Below are 14,494 nucleotides of genomic sequence, written 5' to 3'. Positions count from 1 at the left end.
ACTTACATAAACGAACTCATCGCCGACTCATTGGCCAGTTCCTGCGCATGTTGTTTGCCCAGGTAGCGGTCGATAAAATAGTGGGCAACATACAACACGGGCGTCAGTATAACGGCCGTGGTCGCTTTGTAAAGGTAATTGATGAGACCAACGGCTATGACCTGGCTCAGCGACCAGTTGCCGAAGACGTAAAAGGCAATACCCAGCACAACAAACGAGTCTACCAATTGGGAAACGAGCGTTGAACCCGTCGCCCGCAGCCATATTTTACGACTTCCGGTAATCTTGCGCAGGTATTGAAACACGGATGCATCGAGCACTTGCCCGATCAGAAAAGCGGTTAGCGAACCAATGATGATGCCCAGCCCCTGCCGGAAAATCATACGAAATGCATTATCGATGTTGATGGTATTGCCTGCGGCATCTTTCGCATTGACGTCGAGCCAGAACTGAGCGGGGGGAAGCGTTGTGACGGCATAAATGATCAGAAAGCTGTACGCCACGAACCCCGCCGTCAGGAAGGAGATGCGCCGGACACCCGCTTTCCCAAAGTATTCGTTGATGATATCGGAGGTGATAAATACAAACGGCCAGATGACGGCCCCCGCCGTCAGGTTGAAATCCAGGACAAAATCACCGAAGAGGTGAATCTGAGCGGGTTTAGTGCCGATCAGGGTTTCGGCAGAAAAGATTTTTACTCCGATAATTTCAGCAATGAGTGCGTTGGTCAGGAATACGGCACTCAGGAATATGTACAGGTTGGTTCGCTTGTTCGTAAACGAATAAGAAGGCATAGCAGGTACGGGGTCGTTTGGGTGGTAGGGCTGGCGGAGCTTTTGGTCAGGAGATCCGCCAACATGTAAAAGTAAGCAACGCTACTTTCGTTTGTACACCCCCGCTGTCGTTGTTTTTTCGTAGCGGGCGGCCAGTGCGGGAGCCCGCTGAAACAGTTTCCCGACAACGTTCTCATGGTCGACAATATACGCAGGCGGGTCCTTCCGGAAGTTGTCGAACACATTGATAACCGCTTCGTAGTTGTCCAGGTTTTTCAGATCGTACTTAGCCAGATCCCAGTTCAGATAGGGCGTGGCCGGGTAATTCTGATAATAAGCACTCAGATCCTCGCCGATAATCAGGATGCGCTGGTTTTTAATGCCAGCGGGCAGGGGCGATGCTTTTACCTGCAGGTTACTTAACCGGCCCAGTTCCAGCCTGGGAATCAACCCCAGAGCGCCCTGATAAAAGAGGAGCATCATCAGGCCAAAGGCTATGGAGAAACCGGCTTCTGCCAGCCAGGCTTTACGTACATTTTCAAAGTAGTATACGCTGAAGTAAGCCATGGGGGGAACGAAGCTCAAAAAAACCATTGGTGCCAGGAACGGCATCAGGACAATTGTCAGTACAGCAACACCGAACCAGATCATCATGATCTGTTGAATGCGCTGCTGGAAATTGACGTATCGGCTCGTGGTGTTGAACAAGCTTAAAAAGCCCAGCACACCCAGTCCAAGCGGAATCAGCAGAGCCGCCACCAGGGACTGAAAATCGGATAGCGAATACTGCCGCACCCGAAACACAGACGACAGGAGGTTGCGGTTGAAATCATCGAGACCGTCGTTGAGGTAATAGAACAGCACCATGACCGCAATTGGGAACAGAAAACCGAATAGCGACAGGGAATGCTGCCGGAACGTAGCGCCTGTGTACAGAACCAACGAAAGAGCAGCCCAGATGATGAACAGCGCTGAAGGCAGGTAGAATAAGGCTGCAATGCCAATGTAAAAGCCAACTTCAAACACTTCGTCGGTAGCCCCCCGGCGCTCCATCTGTTTGGCCAGGGTTCCAAACGCCAGCAGCAGAAAACTCGTCGACATCAGCACCGGTGACAGCGTCAGACAGTCGAACGAAAGGTGTAGGAACAGGGCGTATACCAGGCCGGGCCAAAACGTACGGTCTGAATAAACATCGCGGTTGTTGGTGAGGTAATTGAAGTAAACGATCTGAAAAACAGAGACGAGGGTGGCGGCTCCGTGCAAGGCCAGTAACGATCGCCCAAAGAGCGTATTCAGTCCCCAGTATACCAATCCCGAGAGCGGACTGACGCTGTCCCAGATGTCGCGGTAAAGCAAATGGCCATGCCCCATCTGTTCGCCAACCAGTAGCCAGTTAAGCTCAGGGATCAGCAGGGGCATGGGATGGAGCAGCAAGGGTAACCGAACCAGCAGCAGGAGCGCCAGCAGGCTTATGTATTGGTAAGGAAAGTAGGAGCGAAAGAAACTAAGCAATACAGTTGGTGAGTTGGTCAGTTGGTCAGTCGGTGAGTTGATGAGTTAGTCAGTCTCTGGCTTACTCACCGACTGACTAACTCATCAACTCACCGACTGACCAACTCATTAACTAGTGTGCGAAATTACGGTCAATTTCGGCAGAACGGAAAAAGGTATGGATATTTGCACCTGACTCGGGCAGGATACCACACTGCATACAACTTTGACGGGTGTACCGGAGTTACACCCATACCGTCAGACCGCCCGGCTATTAGGGGTGGAACTGACGCATAAGACAGCTATTATGGAATCGAAACGACAGCAGAAAGTAGCACGGCAGCTACAGAGAGACCTTAGTGAAATTTTTCAGCGCGATGTGCCGCATTTGTTCAACGGGGCGTTTATCACGGTGACCAGCGTACGGATTTCGCCGGATTTGAGTGTTGCCCGGGTATACCTGAGTTTTCTGGCCACCAAAAATAAAGATCTGCTGCTGGAAAGCATTCAGGAAAAAAGTAAAGTGATCCGGCAGCACCTTGGCGACCGCGTTCGGCATCAGCTTCGGATCGTGCCTGAGGTGAGTTTTTACATTGACGATACGGTAGAGCACGCCGATAAAATGGATAAACTTTTCCATGGCCTCGACATTCCGCCCGCACCGCCGGAGGATGACGACGATGAGTAGCAGCGTGACGGAGCGAACGAATAGTGGCGTCTTCAGGCGCTACCCGTTCTCGCGCTTTGGCGCTTTCACTCTTTTACTCATTAGGCCATGAACCTCCCCGCCTGGATCGCCCGCCGGTATTTTTTCTCTAAAAAGAAACGCAGTTTCATCAGCTGGCTGTCTATTCTATCGATGCTCGGTGTGGGCGTCGGCACGATGGCGTTGGTCATAGTTTTGTCTGTGTTCAATGGTATGGAAGACCTGAACCGGCAGATTTTTAAGACCTTCGAATCCGATATAACCATCACTCCCAAAGAGGGCAAGCGGTTCATGGCTTCACCCCAGCTGCTGGCGCGTCTCCGTCAAACACCGGGCGTATTGTTGCTGACAGCGGTAGCTCAGGACAATGCGCTGGCGAAGTATGCCAACGGGCAAACGGTGGTTCGGCTCAAAGGGGTCGACGATAATTACCTGCAACGGCAGCAGCTCGACTCGGCTTTGATTGAAGGAAAGCTGTTGCTGCGCCGGGATGGAATCAACTTTGCCGTTGTGGCCGATGGGGTGCGTAGTGACCTGAGCATATCACTGATCGATATTCTGACACCGCTGGAAATCCTGTATCCCCGCAGCGGGCAGTCGTTCAGTGTTCTTAACCCCGACGCTTTCAGCAGTGAGTCGCTGACGGTAGCGGGTGTGTTCTTCATTGAGTCGCGCTACGATAACTTTGTCCTGGCTCCGCTGGCTACGGCGCGTGCGCTCTTCGGTTACCAGCCCAACGAGGTTACCAGTCTGGAACTACAACTCAGGCCCGGCACCGACGAAGGGCAGGCCAGGCAGGCGTTGCAGGAGGTGGTCGATAAGGCCACTACCGCAGCCGACCGACCCGGTACGGCATTGATTGTTCAAAGCCGCGATGATTTGAATGTAGACTTATACCGGGCCATACGCGTCGAGAAACTGTTTGTGGCCCTGACCCTGGGCTTTATCATTCTCATTGCGTCCATCAACATTTTCTTCTCCCTGTCGATGCTGGTAATCGAGAAGAAAGAGGATATTAAAATTCTGTTCGCCATGGGGGCTACCGCAGGTTTGGTACGCCGGATTTTCCTGACGGAGGGGGCTATTATTGCGTTGACGGGTGCTGTCACCGGTCTGGTACTGGGTGTTGTGATCTGTCTGGCCCAGGAGGAATATGGTTTTATCCGGATGGGAATGGTCAGCTCGATCGTCGATGCTTATCCGGTTCGCGTTTACGGCAGCGATATTTTGCTGACAGGCGTCCTGGTTATCGTTGTGACTATCGTGACTTCGTGGTTTCCGGCGCAGCGGGCAGCCCGGGTGGCTTCGGTATCCAATAGCTGATCGTTACCCGCTGTAAGCCGGGGAGTGTCCTGGTTACCAAACTATACGCAAAGACCGGCTCTTCGGTATACCCCCTGGGTATCTGAGAGCCGGTCTTTGCGTACAAAGGGTATTTACCAGTCTGACTTTTTATACCCAAGCATGGCGTAATAGAGGATATACCCGAACAACGGCAGCAAGAGTGCGTAGGCTAGTTTGGGGCTGACGTTGTCGCTCATATACCCGTGAAGGAGCGGAAGAAGCGCCCCTCCGGAAATGCCCATGATAAGCAGCGCCGACCCAATCTTGGTGAATTTGCCGAGCTGGTTCAGGGCGAGTGGCCAGATGGCGGGCCACATGGGAGAGATTGCAAACCCAAGCAGGGCCACACACAGAATGGAAGGGAAGCCTTCGGTCAGGATAGCGCCCACGGTCAAGATCAGCGCCAGGATAGAGCCAACCCGTAACGCCATTTGCTGGGAGATAAAGCGGGGAATGGCCAGAATGCCAAGTACATACCCCGCCAGCAAACCGTATAGCGTATACGTCGTGAAGTGCTTGGCTTCGTCGTTGCCAAAACCGATAGCAAGGCCATAGTTGATGATGGTGTCACCCGCAATGACTTCTGCTCCCACATAGCAAAACAACGCCAGAACGCCGAGTACAAGGTTAGGGAATTGCCAGACGCTGGTGCGCACCGTAGCAGTGGCCGGCGCATCTTCCTGTTCTTCCGATACTTCAGGAAGGTTCGAGAAGCGAATCAAACCCGCCAGCACGATCAGCACACCTGTCAGAATCAGGTAAGGCGTTACAACTTTCTCCAGGGATGCTGCGCCAGACACGGCATTGGCACCCGTTAGCAGGAGGCCACCAAAGATGATCTGACTAATAATGCCCGCCATCTTGTTGGCAATGCCGAGAAAGCTGATCCGCTGGGCTGCGCTCTCCCGGGGCCCTAAAATAGTAGCGTACGGATTGGAAGCCGTCTGTAGAACGGTGAGCCCAATGCCAATCAGGAACAGGCCGACCAGGAATAGCGGGTAAGAAACAGCGCGGGCCGCCGGAACAAAAATAACCGTACCCACCGCCATGACCAACAGGCCCATCGACATGCCGTTTTTAAAGCCCGTTCGTTTCAGCAGCGCCGACGATGGAATGGCCATGAGCGTATAGGAGATAAAAAACGCAAAGGCTACCAGGTTGGAACCGACGGTACTCAGGGAAAAAGCTTGCTTGAAGAAAGCGATCAGTACGCTGTTGACCCACGTAACGAAGCCAAAAACAAAGAAGAGCGCGCCAATAATCAGTAACGGGCCGGTGTAATTTTGGGTTTTGGGGGAGGGAGCAGAGACCATAAGGAAAATTCAACTAGTGAAGAGTGACAATCGAATAAGGGTACATCGATCTCAACGGACAACCTTATTAGTTAGCCAAAAATCGATATTTTATTTTAGAAATTGTCCGAAAGGCCGAAGATAGGGCGGTTTGTTTTCCATTTGCCCCGCGTAAAATCGGGAATGTCAATGGGTTTGCTACCGCCGGCAATACTCTGCTCCGATAGTGGGCTGATGGCGCTCCACGCAGCAGCGTCATAAACGTCGATGGGCACGGGTCCTTTCGCTTTTACCGCTTCAATGAAACCCCGAAGCACGAAAAAGTCGATTCCGCCATGGCCTGCGCTCTCGGCCGTTTGGGCATGGCGTTTCCAGAGTGGGTGGTCGTACTTGTCCTGATAGGGGGCGAACGGTTCCCAGGCATGCGGTTTTGCCGATTTTCCCTGTAAATAGATCATGTCGTTATCGTCCATCCAGATGCCTTCGGTACCCTGCGCCCTGAACCCCAGTGAGTAGGGGCGTGGTGAGTTGGTATCGTGAATGATCATGATATTCTCGCCGTTGGCGCATTCGATCATCGTTGTCACAACATCGCCAAGTTTAAAGTTGACTTTTGCGTTGGGGTGGTCAGCTCCGCCATTATCCACTACGTATTTATGGAGCCCCCGACTTTTGGTCGCCATACTGGTTAGCCGCACAAACTGGTTGCCTCGGTTGATGTTCAGCCAGTGCGCTACGGGACCGAGGCCGTGGGTAGGGTAAAGGTCACCGTTCCGATCGACGGAGTGCTGGGTTCGCCAGCGGGCTTCTGAATAGGCCTTTTCACCAAACTCAACGCCCCCGCCGTAGGTCTGTTTGCCATTGTTGAACTTTACCTCCCGCAGATCGTGCTGGTAGCCGCAGTGGGCATACGTCATTTCGCCGAAAAGCCCCTGCCGAACCATATTGAGTACAGCCAGCACATCGCGCCGATAACATACGTTCTCCAGAATCATACAGGGCATCCCGGTTTTTTCGGATGTGTCGACCAGATCCCACGACTCCTGTAGGGTTACCGTTGCCGACACTTCCACGGCAGCATACTTACCCGCTTTCATGGTGGCTACGGCCATTGGTACGTGCCATTCCCAGGGAGTAGCGATGACAACGCCATCGATGTCGTCGCGTTTCAGCATCTGCGCAAAGGATTCATTTCCAGTGCTGTAGGCTACCGGAAGTTTCCGGCCAGCTTTCTGGATTAAGGCATTGGTTTTGGCAATACTGTCGGCAGAAATATCGCAGATGGCGGTGATGACAACGTCGTCGCGGAAGAGCGCCTGTGCAACATGGCTACGCCCCCGTTCACCAACGCCAATGAATGCCAGCCGCACTTTAGGATCGGCGGGTTTAGCGTGGGTCAGGATCGACGGGAATACAGATGCGCCCGCACCTGTAAGGGCGGCTGTACGAATAAACTGGCGTCGGGTAGGGAATGGCATAAGGCTCAATGATTTTTGAGCCAATATAGGGTAAAAACGCTAAAACCCTGCCAGTGGCCTGGTGGGCCACTGGCAGGGTTGAGCAAGATCACGCCAGTTTAGCGCCGAGCGTAGTCTTGCTCAACCACTACCAGGGCCTGGTGGGCCACTGGCAGGGTTAGGCAAGACTACGCCAGCTTCGCATCGAGCGTAATGGGAAGCGCTGATAATGCTTGCGAAACGGGGCAGATTTCTTTCGCTTGGGTGGCCAGTTCGTTGAACTCCTCAACAGAAATCGAGGGAACCGTACCCACAACCGAGAGATTGATACGCGCAATTTTAAAGCCACCCTCCACCTGGTCCATTTCAAGCGTCGATTTAGCGTCCAGCGCTGTGGGGGCAAAGCCCGCACCTGTCAGCATAAAGCTGAGCTGCATGGCGTAGCAACCGGCGTGAGCCGCTGCAATCAATTCTTCGGGGTTGGTACCCGCTTTGCCATCTTCGTTCTGGAAGCGGGCTTTGAATGAATAGGGAGTTTGATTCAGCACCCCGCTTGTCGACGACAGCGTTCCGCTGCCTTCCATACCGGTACCGTTCCAGACGGCTTCAGATGTACGCTTAATTCCTGCCATGATTTATAAACGATTGATAAAATAGATGCTAAGCTATTCGTTTTCCGATAAAACCTTCGGGTTTGTTTTTGTTTGGGAATTCCACCAAATGTCGCGCGGGTAGGGTAGGCCAACCTGGACGGGTTCGCCGATGCGGGGCGTCGTGATGTCAACCTGTAGCTCGGCAGCCCGTTTGGTTACCCGTTCGATCGGTTCGTTCCAGGCGTGGTAGGCCAGCGCAAACTTACCCCAGTGGACGGGTAACAGTGTTTTAGCCCGCAGTTCCTGAGCCGCCGTCACTACTTCTTCGGGCATCATGTGAATCGAGGGCCAGGTTTCGTTGTACTGGCCGCATTCCAGAATAGCCAGATCGAAGGGGCCGTATTTTTCACCAATGGCTTTGAAATGGGTATCGTAGCCCGAATCGCCACCCAGATAAAGCGAGTAGCCGGGTAGTTTCAGTACGTACGATGTCCACAGGGTTCGACCACGGGCCAGACTACGGCCCGAGAAGTGCCGCGCTGGGGTGGCGGTTAACCGAACGCCGGGAGCTATTTCACCCCCTTCCCACCAGTCAAACTCCACGATCCGGTCGGCGGGTACGCCCCAGCGCTCGAGGTGAGCCCCCACGCCAAGAGCGGTGTAAAACATTTTTACCCTGGGAATCAACGCAACGATGGTCGTGTAGTCGAGGTGGTCGTAATGATCATGGGACAGAATCAGGAAGTCGATAGCGGGCATATCGGCAACGCTGTATACATCCGATCCGGGAAAAGAGCCACCAAAAAATGAAACCGGCGAGGCATAACCGCTAAACACCGGGTCGATCAGAAAGGAAAGGCCATTCGCTTTGATCAGGTACGAAGAATGGCCGAACCAGACCAGTGTAGGAACACGGTCAGAAAGTGTTGCCAGATTGGTTTTGACAGAGGGTAACGGCTCGGCCGGGGTGTTGATCTTCGATTTGTTCAGGTAATCGCTCACCATTCTCGTAACCGGAACGCCCTTCGCCATTACTGCGGTGGGGGATAGGTTCTGGAAGGCCCCATCCCGGTAATTTTTAGATTGGTGGATACGCGCCAGACGAGTGTCAGCCGGATCGGCTCCGAAAACGTCCTGCTGCATGAACAAATAAAGTAACAGGGCCGCTACAGCCAAAATCAGTGTAGTAATGATCATCAGACGTTTTGGTAACCTCATGGTTGACAAACTATACGCTTGTCTATCCGGTTCCTTCGGTAGCTGCGGACTGGCATACAGGCGCTTCGCCGACGGGCGGCCAGCCGTCGGAACCAACCCATACGACCCGGCGTTCTAGTAATAGAGCTAGCAAGTACTGTTTAACATTTGTATAGAAAAGGTTGAACAAAAGTGGCCTATTACAGGTTATTCAGCTAACAATCGCACACTAATGAGCGTTCTGGCTATACGCTCTGCCGTCTGCCTGTGTTGTACACAAACTTTGTAACGACAGGTTGATCGAACCCTTTTTCGATTTCCCCTTATATGATGAATACTCCTGGCGTAAGCACTTCGCGGGCCGACGCCCCAAGGGTGGCTGTGTTCCGGAAAGAGCATTTCAATGCGGCCCACCGCTTAAACAACCCGAACTGGTCGGACGAAAAAAACACGCGCGTTTACGGCAAGTGTAATAATCCCAACTATCATGGGCACAATTATGAACTGATTATTCAGGTTACCGGACCGATCGACCCTGAGACTGGGTACGTGATCGATATGAAGTACCTCGGTGATTTGATCAAAGAACACGTTACTGACCGGTTCGACCATAAAAACCTTAACCTTGATACGGAGGAGTTTGCCGACCTCAATCCTTCGGCAGAAAATATCGCCATTGTTATCTACAACATTTTACGTAACCAGCTTAGCGCTGACTTAGATCTTAAAGTAAAGCTTTATGAAACTGAACGGAACTTCGTTGAATACCCCGCTTAACGGTACAGACACTATCCAGCACGGATATGGCCAAAACGGACATTCAACGGCCCAATTGATTGATGAAATTGGCGACGCACATGGCGCAGCCTCCATTGATACGCCTATGCGCCCGGATGCCTTCGACCTGGACGACGCTACCAAAATAGATCTCATCGAAGCCCATTTTCGCGAGATTATGGGAATTCTTGGTCTGGACCTCACCGATGATAGTTTGAACGGCTCTCCCCGCCGGGTAGCAAAAATGTACGTTCAGGAAATCTTCAAGGGCCTGAATCCTGCTAACAAACCCGAGCCTACGCTCTTCGACAATAAATTTCGATACAACGAAATGCTGGTAGAGAAGGATATCACCGTGCAGACCTATTGCGAACATCACTTTGTTCCAATAATTGGCCGGGCCCACGTAGCCTATATTTCCAGTGGTAAGGTGATTGGGTTGTCTAAACTGAACCGCATTGTCGACTACTTCAGCAAGCGTCCGCAGGTGCAGGAGCGCCTTACGGTGCAGATTGCCGATGAGTTGAAGAAGGTACTCGAAACCGAAGATGTAGCTGTTATAATCGATGCGAAACACCTGTGCGTTTCTACACGGGGCGTCCATGACGTTAACTCATCGACTATTACGGCATCGTATGGCGGTAAGTTCGCTGAAGAGTCTACCCGGCAGGAACTGCTTCGCTACGTTAGTCAGGCAAGTGTAACTATCTAATCGCTTATAGGTTGTGGTCATGCCGGCCTGTAGCAGATCGTTAAGATGTCCATCTTTGGCGGGTCAGCTAGCCAGCCTATTCTTCAAACCAGCAACACGTTCGTAAAATGCAAGGTAAAAACATACTTATCGTTGGGGCCAGTTCAGGCATTGGCCATGCGCTGGCCGAGTCTCTTCAGGCGCAGGGCGCTACCCTGTTTACCGCGGGACGCTCGCAACCCGAAGGTATCCAGTCTACCCATATGACCTGGGATATTACCCAGACGTCGGCTGCAGAAGCGCTTACGCAACTGCCCGACACGTTACACGGCATCGTTTACTGCCCTGGCACGATCAACCTTAAACCATTTCAGCGACTTACCCTCGACGATTATCGCACCGATCTGGAAATCAATGTGCTGGGCGCGGTTGGTACGATCCATGCTTGTTACGCAGCAATAAAAAAATCGAAATCAGGCAGTATCGTTTTGTTCAGCACGGTGGCGGCTAAACTCGGTATGGGTATGCACTCATCGGTATCCGTAGCGAAGTCGGCCGTTGAAGGGCTGACGAAATCGCTGGCGGCCGAACTGGCTCCGTTCAATGTGCGGGTCAATGCGGTGGCACCATCGCTGACTGAAACACCAATGGCGCACTTCCTGCTTGCCGATGATACGAAACGGGAAGCGGCTAATAAACGCCATCCACTTAGCCGGTATGGGTCACCCCAGGACATTGCGGGTATGGCCGCTTACCTGCTCGGTGATCAGGCTTCCTGGATTACGGGCCAGATCATTGGCGTAGATGGTGGCATGGGCTCACTCAAATAATTGGACAGGGTGAAAGGCAGTCATACCGTTCACCCTGTTTGATTCTACTGTCTTGTTGCTCGATCAGCGGCTTTTACTATATCATATGCCTGGTTTCGTTCAGGCGTGCCTTACCTAGCCAATCGCCTGTCAACCAGTAATTTCCACGTAATTCCCCTCCGGGTCCAGGACGACGCTCTCGTAGTAGCCATCTCCCGTTGTTCGGGCTTCGCTTTCGATGGTGTACTGATCAGCCCGCAGTCGTTCGGTTAAGCGGTCGACGGCTTCTTTGCTGCCTACGGATACCGCAAAGTGAGCGATACCTGTCAATAATCCCCGTTTACCCATCTGCTCCCCAATATCGGGTCGGTTCATTAGTTCAAGTCTGGTCCCTTCGACGTTAAACGTCAGAAAATAAGAGGTAAACTCCTTGGCTGTGTTCGTGTATTTCGCCCCGGCGGTAGCACCAAAGTAGGTCATATAAAAGGTACGCATACCTTCCAGGTCGTCTACCCAAAGGGCCAAATGGTCGATTCTCATGCAGTTTCTTTTTTATAGCCAGTCAGGCAAAGTAAGGGGGTAAATTCCTTCTACTTCTCCAGTTGGTTTACTGCTAAAGGTGCTCCATTGCCGTATAGTTGTGGAAACGTGCCTGCCGTGAGGATCGAGACGATTTTCAAAGTGTGGCCTGATAAACGACGGGTTCAGTTCGGACAGACTCTCCATCCGAACTGAACCCGTCGTTTCCATTCCCGATCATGCTACAACAACTCTCCCGCTACGTAAACCAGAATCGACTCAGGTTGAAGGGATATAGGGGTGGAACCGGTTATGACAAGCGGGGCAGCAGCAGGGCCCAACCAGACAGGATCCGCCGAATCGAGTAACTTTTGCCAGGGTTGATCCTGTTCGGGGAGTGACATAGATTTTACGTCGCCAGAAAAATTCATGAGGCAAACAATGCGTTGGTGGTCATGCCGTCGATGAAGAGTAAGCGTTTGCTGGTCTTCATCAACAACAACAGTCAGCGCTGTACGGTCAGGTGCGCGCAACACGGACTGTTTGCGGAGCAGCAGCAACGTCTTATAATACCGGAACAGCGTTTGGTGTGGTTCCTGCACCAGTAATGACCAGCCGAGTTTCGACTGCTGGAACGTATTCTCGTCCTGCGGGTCGGGCGCATCGAGGGTGGAGTGGAACGCAGCAAACTCCGCCTGGCGACCCTGCCGTACGGCTTCCACCAGCGTAGGGTCGCTATGGCTAACGAAGTACAGGAAAGGATTCGACTCACCCCATTCTTCGCCCATGAACAGCATTGGCAGGTAAGGGCTGGTCAGTACAGCACCGGCCATCAGTTTTTGCATGGCAAAGCTGACCAGCTGGCCGGGCCGCTCGCCCAGCATCCGGTTACCTATCTGGTCGTGGTTCTGGGAGAACACGACAAATTGACGACCGGCATGGGTTGTCGTTGGGCTACCTACGATACTATCCCGCCGGGGCATGTATAGGCCATCGTAGACATAGGCGTCTTTGTAGGATTTAGCCAAATGACGAATGCCGTCATAGTCAGCATAATAGCCGTTGCGTTCGCCCCCGGCTGCTACGCGGAGCGCGTGGTGAAACTCATCGTTCCACTGCCCGTCCATTCCATAGCCATTGTTGGTAATCGATTCGATGTAGCGCGTATCGTTCAGATCCGATTCGATGATCAGGTAGTGTTGCCGTCCTGTTTGGGTTGAAAGCGCATCGGCCTGCTCCCTGATCTCACGCAGAATGTGAACAGGACTATGGTCGTAAATAGCGTGAACGGCATCCAACCGCAGTGCATCGATGTGAAAATCGCGGAACCACATCAGGGCATTCTCAACGAAATATTGCCGGACACTGGCACTGTGCTCCCCATCGAAATCAAGGGCGTCGCCCCAGGGAGTATGGTAGCGATCGGTAAAGTAGGGGCCGTAAGCGGGCAGGTAGTTACCCTCCGGGCCGATGTGATTGTAAACAACGTCGAGAACTACAGCCAGTCCATGCCGATGCGCTGCATCGACGAGCTGCTGTAATCCGGCTGCTCCACCATAGGAATGCTGAACGGCAAAGGGAAACACCCCATCGTAACCCCAGTTGCGGGTACCGGGAAACTGAGCGACCGGCATAATCTCAATCGCGTTGATGCCAAGATCGACCAGATGGGCAAGGCGCTCTTCAATACCGGTGAACGTGCCGGCTGGTGAGAACGTGCCTGTATGCAGCTCGTAAAGTATATAATCATCGAGCGAATGATTCTGCCAGGCCGAATCGGTCCACACAAACGTCGACACGTCGACTGCCTGCGATGGACCATGAACGCCATCAGGCTGAGCCATCGAAACGGGATCGGGCAGGTCGGTAGAGCCGTTCAGCCGGAAGCGGTATGTATCACCTGGTTGCAGTTGACGGGTTGTCGTTCGCCAGTAGCCCGATCCATTGGTTGACAGGGGCAGCTGCTGGTCCTTGTCGACCAGGTACAGGGCTGCATCCTGTGCAAAAGGGGCCCATACACACACCTGAGCCAGGCCGTCGGGTGTGAACGTGATACCGAGGGTACGATGAGTAAGTGTAGTTGTTGTCATCTGTTGAGGCCTGATAAATAGGTTCCTTTTCAGAACCTGTTGACTAGACAACTAGCCTTTTGCGGTATGTGTTGGCAGGAGGTTTGAAATTTAGCCGCACAACTACAGACTCATCGAGACCGTAAAATAATATACCGCTTGACTCGGTGGACAAACGGCTAACAGGGAGTTTAATGATCTGGACTCGTTTACTCCTCGATTACATGATAACTCAACTAGAACCAAAATCAGCCGCAAAACCAGTAGCGTCGCTGCCCGAAACCCGTCCCGTTACCCTAATGATCAACGGGGCGGAGCAGTCGCTAACGCTGGCCCCGTGGACAACCCTGCTCGATGCGCTGCGTGAATACTGCGACCTGACCGGAACAAAAAAAGGCTGCGATCATGGCCAGTGTGGCGCTTGTACGGTGCTGGTCGATGGCAAGCGCATCAACGCATGCCTGACCCTGGCAGTAATGCAGGAGGGGCGCTCGATCACCACCATCGAGGGGTTGGCGGGAAACGACCCTAGCGCACCCGGCCAGCTGCATCCGGTTCAGCAGGCGTTTATCGACCATGACGCTTTCCAGTGTGGCTACTGTACCCCCGGACAGATCTGTTCAACCGTTGGGCTGATCAATGAAGGCAAAGTACGGACCACCGCCGATATCAAGGAACTCATGAGCGGTAATATCTGCCGTTGTGGCGCGTATACACACATCGTCGACGCCATCGAAGACGTCCTGCAACTCCGCACGAACCAGCCTGCCTAACCC

The 14,494-nt window shown here is 52.9% G+C and carries 14 protein-coding genes; 6 read left to right on the top strand and 8 right to left on the bottom strand.

The features are described from left to right. Positions 1 to 2 precede the first annotated feature (2 nt). Both FH603_RS12360 and FH603_RS12355 read right to left on the bottom strand, forming a co-directional pair. Positions 3 to 794 (bottom strand): queuosine precursor transporter, encoded by a 792-nt coding sequence (locus tag FH603_RS12360; RefSeq protein WP_186737833.1) that lies wholly within the window; start codon positions 792 to 794, stop codon positions 3 to 5. Between the two features lie 81 nt (positions 795 to 875). After that, entirely contained in the window at positions 876 to 2,285 is a 1,410-nt protein-coding gene (locus FH603_RS12355; protein ID WP_186737832.1) for a hypothetical protein, read from the bottom strand. Between the two features lie 286 nt (positions 2,286 to 2,571). Here FH603_RS12355 and rbfA point away from each other — a divergent pair, with 286 nt between their 5' ends. Both rbfA and FH603_RS12345 read left to right on the top strand, forming a co-directional pair. Continuing rightward, on the top strand, positions 2,572 to 2,952 hold the full coding sequence (gene rbfA, locus FH603_RS12350) for a 30S ribosome-binding factor RbfA (protein ID WP_186737831.1): 381 nt from the start codon (positions 2,572 to 2,574) through the stop codon (positions 2,950 to 2,952). Between the two features lie 87 nt (positions 2,953 to 3,039). Then, a complete protein-coding gene (locus tag FH603_RS12345; RefSeq protein ID WP_186737830.1) occupies positions 3,040 to 4,293 on the top strand; it encodes an ABC transporter permease in 1,254 nt (417 codons plus the stop codon). A gap of 113 nt (positions 4,294 to 4,406) precedes the next feature. Here FH603_RS12345 and FH603_RS12340 read toward each other — a convergent pair whose 3' ends face one another. The 4 genes from FH603_RS12340 to FH603_RS12325 form a co-directional block, all read right to left on the bottom strand. Further along, entirely contained in the window at positions 4,407 to 5,627 is a 1,221-nt protein-coding gene (locus FH603_RS12340) for a sugar MFS transporter (RefSeq protein WP_186737829.1), read from the bottom strand. A gap of 95 nt (positions 5,628 to 5,722) precedes the next feature. After that, complete coding sequence (locus FH603_RS12335) at positions 5,723 to 7,084, bottom strand: Gfo/Idh/MocA family protein (RefSeq protein WP_186737828.1); 1,362 nt, start codon at positions 7,082 to 7,084, stop codon at positions 5,723 to 5,725. Between the two features lie 167 nt (positions 7,085 to 7,251). Next, a complete protein-coding gene (locus FH603_RS12330; protein WP_186737827.1) occupies positions 7,252 to 7,695 on the bottom strand; it encodes an OsmC family protein in 444 nt (147 codons plus the stop codon). 33 nt (positions 7,696 to 7,728) lie between these two features. Then, on the bottom strand, positions 7,729 to 8,853 hold the full coding sequence (locus FH603_RS12325; protein WP_235985385.1) for an MBL fold metallo-hydrolase: 1,125 nt from the start codon (positions 8,851 to 8,853) through the stop codon (positions 7,729 to 7,731). Positions 8,854 to 9,180: 327 nt separating this feature from the next. On the opposite strand from FH603_RS12325, the gene FH603_RS12320 reads away from it, so the two are divergent. The 3 genes from FH603_RS12320 to FH603_RS12310 all read left to right on the top strand — a co-directional run bounded on the left by FH603_RS12320 (position 9,181) and on the right by FH603_RS12310 (position 11,151). Then, the gene (locus FH603_RS12320; protein ID WP_235985384.1) at positions 9,181 to 9,630 is read left to right on the top strand and encodes a 6-pyruvoyl trahydropterin synthase family protein; all 450 of its coding nucleotides are present in this window, start codon (positions 9,181 to 9,183) and stop codon (positions 9,628 to 9,630) included. Further along, positions 9,593 to 10,342, top strand: a complete 750-nt coding sequence (folE, locus tag FH603_RS12315; RefSeq protein ID WP_186737825.1) for a GTP cyclohydrolase I FolE — start codon at positions 9,593 to 9,595, stop codon at positions 10,340 to 10,342. Before FH603_RS12320 ends, folE begins: the two co-directional genes overlap by 38 nt. Positions 10,343 to 10,449: 107 nt before the next feature. After that, the gene (locus tag FH603_RS12310) at positions 10,450 to 11,151 is read left to right on the top strand and encodes an SDR family NAD(P)-dependent oxidoreductase (protein ID WP_186737824.1); all 702 of its coding nucleotides are present in this window, start codon (positions 10,450 to 10,452) and stop codon (positions 11,149 to 11,151) included. A 129-nt stretch (positions 11,152 to 11,280) separates the two neighbouring features. On the opposite strand, the gene FH603_RS12305 is transcribed toward FH603_RS12310, so the two are convergent. After that, on the bottom strand, positions 11,281 to 11,670 hold the full coding sequence (locus FH603_RS12305) for a VOC family protein (protein WP_186737823.1): 390 nt from the start codon (positions 11,668 to 11,670) through the stop codon (positions 11,281 to 11,283). A 221-nt stretch (positions 11,671 to 11,891) separates the two neighbouring features. Then, positions 11,892 to 13,739 (bottom strand): malto-oligosyltrehalose trehalohydrolase, encoded by a 1,848-nt coding sequence (gene treZ / locus FH603_RS12300; RefSeq protein WP_186737822.1) that lies wholly within the window; start codon positions 13,737 to 13,739, stop codon positions 11,892 to 11,894. 203 nt (positions 13,740 to 13,942) lie between these two features. Here treZ and FH603_RS12295 point away from each other — a divergent pair, with 203 nt between their 5' ends. Next, a complete protein-coding gene (locus FH603_RS12295; RefSeq protein WP_186737821.1) occupies positions 13,943 to 14,491 on the top strand; it encodes a (2Fe-2S)-binding protein in 549 nt (182 codons plus the stop codon). The last annotated feature ends 3 nt before the right edge of the window (positions 14,492 to 14,494 follow it).

Source organism: Spirosoma utsteinense, assembly GCF_014282275.1.
GTDB lineage: Bacteria > Bacteroidota > Bacteroidia > Cytophagales > Spirosomataceae > Spirosoma > Spirosoma utsteinense.
The sequence above is the reverse complement of the archived record's forward strand: the minus strand, read 5'-3'. Positions and strand labels throughout refer to the sequence as shown.